Origin of the sequence: Bacillus sp. ISL-55 (genome assembly GCF_018613155.1) — a bacterium.
In the GTDB taxonomy this organism is placed as follows: Bacteria; Bacillota; Bacilli; order Bacillales; family Cytobacillaceae; genus Mesobacillus.
Window position 1 is genome coordinate 22,019 of record NZ_JAGGQU010000051.1, and the last position, 7,619, is coordinate 29,637.

Below are 7,619 nucleotides of genomic sequence, written 5' to 3' on the forward strand. Positions count from 1 at the left end.
GGAGTGCAGATGGAAAAGTTATCGTTTATTCCTATAATCCTGGTGCTAATGCTTTTCGGCTGCCAGCAGAAACAAAATGGAGCGCTCGATACTAGTAAACTCGAAAAAGTAGAACAAACTGGGGATGCCACTGAGGAGCAATTGAAAAGTGTTCCCATCCTCTATAATGTACCATCCTTGAAAGTTGGCTTAGATGCTTTGCCATTTGAAGTAATACCGCCTAATGATTTACCTTTTGACGCCATGCCGCTAAAAATGACCATTGAGGATTTCAAGCACGATGGGAAAGAGTTAAGGGTCGATTTTATGAGCATTTCAAAAAACAAAGAGGATGACATCATTTTTATGATTACTGTCCATAACTTTAAAGTAGAATACGCTGAGTCGCTAGGAGAAGAAGTTCAAATCACAGAGGGAGTTGCAGGGTATTATAACGGGTCTCTATCGTTTGAAAAAGATGGAATCTATTATAATATTGGCTACTACAATCCAAACATTTCTGAAGAGCAGATTAAGGAAGATACATTTGATATAGCTTTACAAATGTTATAAAGCAAAAGAGCGCATAGGTTTGCGTTCTTTTTGATGTGAAAAAATATCGGGGGTAAGCCTATGGAAGTCATTAAAATAAATCCATTTTTACGTGGATTTACTCTGTTACGGGTTTTGTGCTGTAGAGAAAGCCAGGATGATCAAACCCTCAATCCCAATGATTGTGTATGAGGGGATTCCTATTAGAGATGAATTATTACTCCTGGAAAAGAAGATAAAATAATGCTTTTTGATCCAACACTGAGTTTCTGAAACGGTAAAATCCTTTTAACAGGATGATGTATGAGTATATTTTCTAATTTGCCACAAACTATTCATGGTGATATTAATGAAAAGAATACTCTATTTCATAATTTGGATTAGCTGCATTGGGCTTCTGTCTTTCGCTTATGAGGATTACCTCTATTCTCAATTTCAGGTGGATTCTGCACAGGGGATTGTGGAGGATAAAGGGGTACGGAAAACAACCAGGAATATCTATGGGAATTTTACTGAGGAACGGGAATACTGGATTCAGCTTAATGGCGAAAAAATTGTGGTGACCAAAGCGATTTACGAGGATGTGTATCACGACAGGCAAATAAAGCTTATGAGAACTCAGAATGGCATGGTGATTGAATAAAAAAGATGGTCCGATAGGACCATCTTTTTACCACGTATCGCCGCGCTCTTTTTTCAGTTCTTTCATTTTCGCTACCCAATCGTCGACTCTTTGCCTGATTTCCTGGCTTTTGGCATCAGCTTTTTCGCGGTTGGTTTTGCTCATGGTGTAATGTAGTTCCTTAAAGGCTTCGCTGCGTTCAAAGCCCCAATCTCTTAACTCGGAATATTGTTCATCGGTAATCCAGCCATTCTCTGACATGATGGAGGCTGCATCGATGATTCGGTGTGCTTCTTTCCTTCCGACGGTCCATAATTCCAGCGGATATTTATCTGCTATTTTATATTCCGCTACCATATCCCATCCGTCTGTTGCCATCGTAAAAGCAAACGCCAGGTCGAGGGTAGAAGGGAGCCACTCGTATTGGATGGTATTTTTTAATTCTTCAGGGCTGCCGGCTTTAAAGTATTCTCCGTTTCCAGCTTCCGCAACTGCTTTTAACTGATTCTCTGTTTTACCATCTACATCGAATCCTATGATGTTTACCGTACTTTCAGTGTTCTTTGCAACAAGGTCCTTGCTGGCCTGTACAGGATCGCCATCACAGGTTTCGGCACCGTCGCTGACAATGTAAATCGTTGTATTGCCATCAAAGCTGCTGCTCATCTCACCGGCCTTTTGGATTGCGCCAGCAAGCGGAGTCCAGCCCTTGCTTTCAAAAGAGTCGACCGCTCCGTGAAATTCTTCCTTGGTGTATTTGCCCATTGGGTACACCTCTTCGATTTCTGAGCAGGAAACCTCTTTATCTGCATCTGAATCGGATCCTTTGTGTCCGTAGACTACAAGTGAGACCTCACTTGACTGGCCGATGGTTTTCGCAAAACTTTTAACAGCATCTTTCGCGATTTCCATTTTGGTCTGTCCGCCAGTCTGTTGAAGCATGCTCGAGCTTGCATCAAGGAGAATGATCGCTTTTTCAGCAGGTTTCGTTTCCTCTCCGCTTTCAGATTTTGTCGGGTCTGGCAGGAAAGGCTCTTCGAAATGAGGTTCATAGGCACTGGCATTTTTGATAATTTCTTTATAATGCGGGCTCGCAAGCAGGGAAACAAACCCTTTTTTAATGGTCTCTAAATCATCTGTTGCATTAGCAATTTCTTCAAGTTTCGCCGGTAGCTGATTTTTCAGCTCCGGGTCAAGTTCAGGAGTTTTGAAGCCAATATCCTCTATATCCTCTTCGTAGCTCAGATCACCCATCATTGATCCAGGCTCCAGGACCATCAGGCTTTCCTCTGTTACCTCTAAACTTATATTCTTCAAGTGATCAAATTTATTCTGCGTTGTTTCTTCCCTTTTAACAACTTCCTTAGCCGGTTGATCGGCTACGACTTCTTCATCCGGTTCATCATTGCTGCAAGCAGATAAAGCGAGCGAAGTGATTAAAAATAATAACAGCGAATACCGTTTCACAAAAATCCTCCTCATCAAGTTTTCGCTATGTAAAAAACATCTCCATAGAGTTTACCATGATTAGCGAGAGGATTTGAAGTAATTTCCATGATAGTGAGAGTAAAAAGCCTTGAACTGACAAAGAATGGGGAATAAGTAAGGAGGTGTATGATGAATAATTTGTTTGAGATTCCTGCGCTTCTTATTTTGGATGTTCAAAAAGGCTTTGACGACCCATATTGGGGTACTAGGAACAATCCTGAAGCTGAGGGAAATATCGCCCGGCTTTTAAGGGAGTGGAGAATCAGGAAAGGACATATCATTTACACGAAGCATCTGTCGCTCGACCCGGCATCACCTTTGCACCATCGAAACAGACTAGGTACGGAATTTAAGGAAAGCATCCAGCCTATGGATGGAGAAATCATTTTTACCAAAAATGTGAACAGCGGTTTCATTGGAACAGAGCTGGAAGCGTACTTAAAACAGAATAAAGTGAAGTCTGTAGTAATAACCGGATTATCTACACAGCATTGCGTCTCCACCACAACAAGAATGAGCGGTAATCTTGGCTTCAATACCTTTCTGGTGTCTGACGCGATTGCTGCATTTGAAATAACGGATCATAAGGGAGTTCGCCATACAGCGGATTCGATTCAGGAACATGAACTGGCGATGCTGCAGAAGGAGTTTGCCACGATTATGACCACCGATGAAATAATTAGTCAGATTAATCAACAGTAAAGCGCTGGAGGCGGCATCCTGCGCTTTACTTATCTATTCCTAAGAATTTCAGAACCCTATGGTATGGGCATTTCGTTAAAGAAGTGTCATCATCACGGAGAAAATACTGCCTCCATTCAAAATTATCATCAGCCCCGTATGTGTTCAGGTCAGGATGGATTGGAATGGTGTCATACTTAGCGAGTCTTTCCCTGACTTGAGCCTTAATTCTCCTGGCATAACTTGATGCCTTATTAAATTCCTGCAGAACCCATCTCGGCGTGATCGCAAGCATCATCACCTCAAAATGCCTGCTTTTCCTGTTTATATGTGCAGGTGTGGCACAATACATAAAGTATTTTTCACCGTTAAAACAAAATTCCCAGATTGGATCATGCGGGTCTGTGGGAATATCCTCTGGCCATTCACATTCATCCAGAGTGCTTAGACCATTTAGATGCTTCCAGAATAATTGTTCAAATTCTTCTACAGAATCGTTTTTCATTGATTCGGGAGTCTCATAAAAAATAATCAAAGAAGTATAATTTCCTATCTCCTTTGAGTGTTTTGCATAGCTTGTTAGTAGGCTGCCAAGCTCGTTAATCGTTGTTTGGCTTCTTGGATCGCCAACAAATCCATATCGAAGTTGATTTGTAGAAAAGCCAATCGTTGCCGGTATGCAGGGAAAAGGCTTTTCCTTATCACCCATTTTAGCGATGAATCTATCAAGTGCCTGCTTTTCCCAATTCAGCAGCTGATCCCGCGGCGAGGAACCATGTGTATACAAGCCATTCATCATAGTCACCTCCAATAGCTTCTACAATATATTCAAGGTAATGAGAGTAGGGTAGATGTCCCGGGACAAATGGGCAGCAACCCAATTTCCACAGAGTGTTAGTCATATAGACGAACTGTTTGAAAAATTTCTCACTTTATAAATTTGCGTGAAGAAATTATGGATGGAATTTTTGACAATAGCAGTATCCTCTGTTTGACTTTAAAGAAAGAGGATAAATGTTAAAATAGAAATAGGAAAATCGAGGAGGGATGTTCCATGCATCCTGTCATTCTATTTGACGGAGTTTGCAACTTTTGTGATGCGAGTGTCCAATTTATTCTGAATCGTGATCCAAATGAAACGTTCCACTTTGCTTCGCTGCAGAGTGAAGCCGGGCAGGAACTGCTAAAAAAATATCAGGTACGTGACGATGTGGACAGCATGATTTTGATTGAGAATGAAAAGGTTTATTATAAATCAGCCGCTGCCCTGAGGATCAGCCGTCATTTGCGAGGGGCATGGAAGCTTCTTTATGTGTTTCTGATCGTTCCAGCTCCGATCAGAAATATTGGATATGACCTTATAGCCAGGAACAGATACAAATGGTTCGGACAGAAGGAAAGCTGCATGCTTCCTCCACCAAATGTCCGGAAACGATTTTTATAAGAGAAAAAACGGAAAAGCTGGCAGTCAGCTTTTCCGTTTTTTTTAGTTAGTGAATGTAGAGTAACGCCAGTAATGATTGGCCATTGGATCTGCCATCATTTCGAGTCCTTTGCTGTGAGCCTGATGAATGACTTGCCAATGGTCCGTGCCTGGTTCTTTAAGGTAAATCTCATGTTCTGGGGCCTGATCATGAATTCCGACTAAGTCGAATTCGTTGTCCTTATAGAATGTTCCGCAAACATGATAATCGATGGCAGGTGAAACGACGAGCGGATTGCTGACAGAATGGTTCAGGTGAAATTGAACTCTGTCATCGTCTGTAAGTACCTTTTCCAATTGAATTCCCTCGTCAGAAGCGCTCGCGGATTCTAAACGTTCATGGTCCTTGGTGAATGCTTCTGTTATACCCGTTGCTTTGCTTATAAGGGCAGAAGGGTTGTCCGTGTCGATAAATACATCGCTTCTTGTCCTGAAGTCAGATGACTCAGGATCGAAGGTGCGATGATCTCCTTTAAAAAATTGGTCCTCGGCTGCGACATTCGGGTTTTTGAGCCATTCTTCTTTTAAAAATGTAGTGTATCTGAGCTGCCAGTTGCCGCTTTTATGATTGCCTTCCTGCGGAGATTTCAACAATTGCTTAATAGGACCTATCTTTTTGGTGATGGTAAATTCCTCATCAGCAGCCATCTTAGTGGAAGAATCTTTCTTGACAGCCCCCACCGCATTGGCGATAACCGATTTTAGCTCCCATTTTAGCTGGTCCGAACGCTGCAAAGGACGCTTGGCTTTAATCATGTAAGTATAATCATCGTCATCAATGATCCCTTTATCAGTAAAAGCACAGGATGTTACTGTGTCCAACTTGCAGCCATTCCTAAAAACTGTATACTCTGAGACACCCTCGATCGGTTCCCATTCAAGACTGATTTGTCCATGGGTAACAACCGTGGTAATAAGTAAATCCTCCAAAATATTTTCTCTTTCTTTAAAATCCACTGATGTAGTCGTTTGGATGCGCATTTTGTCCTCTACATTACCATGTACATCAAGGGCTTCAATGCAGTAAGTGTAAAGGGTACCCGGAACTAGATTTTGGTCCACTAGCGTTGGCTCCAATCCTTCGTAAATGAGTTCCTTGTCTCTGAACACGCGATATGGCCTGTTAAGCCCGTTCCATTCCAGCTTGATTTGTTTGGTGCCTAGTTCGATATTTTTAAGCATCCTTGAGTGAGAGGAAGCGGCAGTCTCTCGCCGGCGATTCAGATTGACAGCATAAAGAGTTCCTGCGATGCCAAGTGCGGCAATCGGTAAAAACTTGCCAGCTACTTTTGGTTTTGAAGTTTTTAGTTGAATTTGACTATTCATTCATCCACCACCTTCAGTTTTTTTCTAGGATGACAATTATTTACCCAAAGTCACAATGGTTTAAGAGAAGCGATGTGTTGATTAGGGGTGGTAAAATAAGGATTAGTAGAGTTTGGATATTTATTTAATGGATAGGTTTTATTATTTTTATGCTACTATAATATTTAATTAGCTAGATTAGGATCTTTACATTTTACATGCCTAACAAACGATAGGAGCGTTCGCGATGTTACGGGTAAAAGGAATACTTATGATAGTCATTGGGGCCATGCTTTGGGGGATGACTGGTTCGATTACGGAGTGGGTGCTTGCGAATACGGAATTGTCGGTTCCTTTTATCCTGACTATTCGGATGATTGTTGCTGGAAGCAGCATCCTAATGTTCCTGGCAATTAAAAGAGAAGATATTTTTACAGTCGTGAAGACGCCATACTGGCGGAACCAGCTGGTTATATTCAGCATCCTGGGGATGGTAGGGTTACAATATACTTTTACGATGGCAATTGAAGCGAGCAATGCTGTAGTGGCAACATTGCTGCAATTCTCTGCACCTATTTTTGTTGTTCTCTATGTTTCTTTTAATCATAAAAAATGGCCTCCGCGTTATCAGATGCTGGGCATTGGAGGTACATTGGGGGGACTTTACCTGTTACTGACGAATGGATCGGTTAGCAGTTTGCTGGTTAGTCCGACGGCATTACTATGGGGAGTTGCAGTGGGTCTTACGTTTGCTTTTTACACCCTTTACCCGGCACGGTTGATGAAGGAATGGAGCGTATTGGCAATCGTAGGCTGGAGTATGTTGTTCGGTGGCATTGTTCTTGGAGTGATCAACCAAGTTTGGCAGAGCGATGAATGGCTCATTGTTGTTCAGCCGAAGATGATTTTGATCATGGCCATCTTGATCTTCTTTGGCACACTGGCGTTCCTGCTGTTCTTAAGCAGCATGAATTATATCACTGCTGTTGAAACTAGCATCCTTTCAAGTGTCGAGCCTTTAACCGTTATGGTCATTTCAGTAATATGGTTCGATACCATGCTCCAAAGCGTCCAGCTGATGGGTGCAATGATCATGCTCATATTCGTGACCTGGCTGTCGATCGGCGATAAGAAAGCGTCAGTCGAGGGACAGGTTGTTAAGGAAATTAATAGTTAGTTAGTAGAGTCGCCAATTTTGGCGGCTCTTTATTTGGTTTAACGAATTAAATTTTGTTGGCAGAGTAGGACTTCGGACAGGTTTTGGGGAAACCGCCGGGGGATTGTCTGAACCCAATGCAACTTCGGACAAAACAAGAGGAAGCAGCGGGGAATTTGTCTGAACCTAAGGCAACTTCGGACAAAACAAGAGGAAGCAGCGGGGAATTTGTCTGAACCCAAGGCAACTTCGGACAAAACAAGAGGAAGCTGAAGGAAATTTGTCTGAACCTAAGGCAACTTCGGACAAAACAAGAGGAAGCTGCGGGGAATTTGTCTGAACCCAAGGCAACT

9 protein-coding genes are annotated in these 7,619 nt (G+C 42.2%); 5 read left to right on the plus strand and 4 right to left on the minus strand.

The genetic code is table 11. From position 1 onward, the window contains the following. The first annotated feature begins 9 nt into the window (after positions 1–9). Together J7E32_RS20790 and J7E32_RS20795 are read left to right on the plus strand one after the other, a co-directional pair. On the plus strand, positions 10–552 hold the full coding sequence (locus J7E32_RS20790; protein ID WP_214911349.1) for a hypothetical protein: 543 nt from the start codon (positions 10–12) through the stop codon (positions 550–552). A gap of 328 nt (positions 553–880) precedes the next feature. Continuing rightward, positions 881–1,174, plus strand: coding sequence for a hypothetical protein (locus tag J7E32_RS20795; protein ID WP_214911351.1), 294 nt, complete (start codon positions 881–883; stop codon positions 1,172–1,174). Between the two features lie 27 nt (positions 1,175–1,201). On the opposite strand, the gene J7E32_RS20800 is transcribed toward J7E32_RS20795, so the two are convergent. Further along, entirely contained in the window at positions 1,202–2,620 is a 1,419-nt protein-coding gene (locus J7E32_RS20800; RefSeq protein WP_353654088.1) for a vWA domain-containing protein, read from the minus strand. A gap of 147 nt (positions 2,621–2,767) precedes the next feature. Here J7E32_RS20800 and J7E32_RS20805 point away from each other — a divergent pair, with 147 nt between their 5' ends. Continuing rightward, positions 2,768–3,343 (plus strand): cysteine hydrolase family protein, encoded by a 576-nt coding sequence (locus J7E32_RS20805; RefSeq protein WP_483297625.1) that lies wholly within the window; start codon positions 2,768–2,770, stop codon positions 3,341–3,343. 25 nt (positions 3,344–3,368) lie between these two features. Here the strand turns inward: J7E32_RS20805 and J7E32_RS20810 are convergent, their stop codons facing one another. After that, positions 3,369–4,118 (minus strand): YqcI/YcgG family protein, encoded by a 750-nt coding sequence (locus J7E32_RS20810; RefSeq protein ID WP_214911366.1) that lies wholly within the window; start codon positions 4,116–4,118, stop codon positions 3,369–3,371. Next, entirely contained in the window at positions 4,048–4,224 is a 177-nt protein-coding gene (locus tag J7E32_RS20815) for a hypothetical protein (protein WP_214911368.1), read from the minus strand. Before J7E32_RS20815 ends, J7E32_RS20810 begins: the two co-directional genes overlap by 71 nt. Positions 4,225–4,376: 152 nt before the next feature. Between J7E32_RS20815 and J7E32_RS20820 the strand changes: the two genes are divergently transcribed. Beyond that, complete coding sequence (locus tag J7E32_RS20820) at positions 4,377–4,766, plus strand: thiol-disulfide oxidoreductase DCC family protein (protein WP_214911355.1); 390 nt, start codon at positions 4,377–4,379, stop codon at positions 4,764–4,766. A 42-nt stretch (positions 4,767–4,808) separates the two neighbouring features. Here J7E32_RS20820 and J7E32_RS20825 read toward each other — a convergent pair whose 3' ends face one another. Continuing rightward, positions 4,809–6,131: a DUF3238 domain-containing protein gene (locus J7E32_RS20825; RefSeq protein ID WP_214911357.1), complete on the minus strand. Its 1,323-nt coding sequence runs from the start codon at positions 6,129–6,131 to the stop codon at positions 4,809–4,811. 226 nt (positions 6,132–6,357) lie between these two features. Between J7E32_RS20825 and J7E32_RS20830 the strand changes: the two genes are divergently transcribed. Then, positions 6,358–7,287 carry a DMT family transporter gene (locus tag J7E32_RS20830; protein ID WP_214911359.1) on the plus strand — a complete coding sequence of 310 codons (930 nt, stop codon included), beginning with the start codon at positions 6,358–6,360 and terminating at the stop codon, positions 7,285–7,287. Positions 7,288–7,619 lie beyond the last annotated feature (332 nt).

Excerpts from the sequence above, each read along its gene's own strand:
- J7E32_RS20820 (WP_214911355.1), top strand. The coding sequence starts at position 4,377 with ATGCATCCTGTCATTCTATTTGACGGAGTTTGCAACTTTTGTGATGCG.
- J7E32_RS20795 (WP_214911351.1), top strand. The coding sequence starts at position 881 with ATGAAAAGAATACTCTATTTCATAATTTGGATTAGCTGCATTGGGCTT.
- J7E32_RS20830 (WP_214911359.1), top strand. The coding sequence starts at position 6,358 with ATGTTACGGGTAAAAGGAATACTTATGATAGTCATTGGGGCCATGCTT.
- J7E32_RS20825 (WP_214911357.1), bottom strand. The coding sequence starts at position 6,131 with ATGAATAGTCAAATTCAACTAAAAACTTCAAAACCAAAAGTAGCTGGC.
- J7E32_RS20815 (WP_214911368.1), bottom strand. The coding sequence starts at position 4,224 with ATGACTAACACTCTGTGGAAATTGGGTTGCTGCCCATTTGTCCCGGGA.
- J7E32_RS20790 (WP_214911349.1), top strand. The coding sequence starts at position 10 with ATGGAAAAGTTATCGTTTATTCCTATAATCCTGGTGCTAATGCTTTTC.
- J7E32_RS20805 (WP_483297625.1), top strand. The coding sequence starts at position 2,768 with ATGATGAATAATTTGTTTGAGATTCCTGCGCTTCTTATTTTGGATGTT.
- J7E32_RS20810 (WP_214911366.1), bottom strand. The coding sequence starts at position 4,118 with ATGAATGGCTTGTATACACATGGTTCCTCGCCGCGGGATCAGCTGCTG.